Here is a 1027-nt window from a genome sequence, read left to right on the forward strand (position 1 = left end):
GTGCGGGGGGCGTGAGATGCGCACGGATCTGACCACCTCGCTCAAAACCGCACTCGGTCTTGTCGCTGATGAACGTCATCGGCAGATCGACGAGAAGGGCTATTCCGCCGAACACGACGACGAGCATGCACAGGAGGAGCTCGCAGCGGCTGCAGCCTTCTACCTGCTTCCGTCGTGGATGAACCAGGACGTTGTCAGTGTCGATGCGAACGGTGCGATGGAGATAGCGCCGCTCCAGCAGCTGGTCGCCGGCAGCGCATTCAACCCCAGCGCCTGGGAAGGTCTCAGTCGATTGGAGGATGACCCAGAAGACGACGTTGATATCCGCATCCAGAACGTCGTTCGTGGCCTGGCGCTGGGCACGGCTGAGCTGGAACGGCTGCTGCGTCTTCGCGACGTACAGGAGGGCCGCTGACATGGCGATTCGAACTGAAGGCTGGCCGGCAGTGGAAGCGATGGTGAAGGCGCCGCAGGGCGATGCGTGGCCCTTCGCCACCCAAGCCATCCTGATTCCCTTCGAGATGCAGGACCGACCCGAGCCGATCAACGTGGACATCCTCCAGGTGGTGATCGTGCCGCGCGCCAACTGGGAGCGCATCACCGCGCATGTTCCGGCCGAGGTGCTGCAGCGCGAGGGGGTGGCTCATGGTTGATTACAACACCTCTGGGCCGCAGTACCTGCGCAGCTTCGCTTTTCACTTGATGCGCGATGCCGAGCTACCTGATCGACAGGTGACGGTGATGCACCGGAATCTGTTCCGTCGCGCCGGCATCGAGTGGCGCGACGGGCAGAGCATGGCTTCGCTGCTGGACAGCCTCAACCTGCAGCAGCTGCGTGCGCTGGTCGACCAGCTGCGCGACGGCGATGACGACGAGGAGGAATGATGGCCGTTCCTACCCTCCAGCGTTGCCTCGGCCAAGTGTGCAACCGCAAGCGCCACAGCGCCCAGCACCCCCAACGGAAGAAGTCCATCGGGGTGCTGGTGCACGACCGCCACATGTTCCCAACGGCGTCGCGAGTGGGAAC

At 63.8% G+C, this 1027-nt stretch carries 3 protein-coding genes; all 3 read left to right on the plus strand.

The features are described from left to right. Positions 1-415, plus strand: a 415-nt coding sequence (locus tag AB0D01_RS39755) for a hypothetical protein (RefSeq protein ID WP_363064306.1), incomplete at its 5' end; no start/stop codon positions are given. 1 nt (position 416) lies between these two features. Beyond that, positions 417-653 carry a hypothetical protein gene (locus tag AB0D01_RS39760; protein WP_049450961.1) on the plus strand — a complete coding sequence of 79 codons (237 nt, stop codon included), beginning with the start codon at positions 417-419 and terminating at the stop codon, positions 651-653. Next, a complete protein-coding gene (locus tag AB0D01_RS39765; RefSeq protein ID WP_049450960.1) occupies positions 646-885 on the plus strand; it encodes a hypothetical protein in 240 nt (79 codons plus the stop codon). The genes AB0D01_RS39760 and AB0D01_RS39765 overlap by 8 nt, the downstream gene beginning before the upstream one ends. The last annotated feature ends 142 nt before the right edge of the window (positions 886-1027 follow it).

The sequence above is a fragment of the Streptomyces sp. NPDC048606 genome, from assembly GCF_040650855.1.
Lineage (GTDB): Bacteria > Actinomycetota > Actinomycetes > Streptomycetales > Streptomycetaceae > Streptomyces.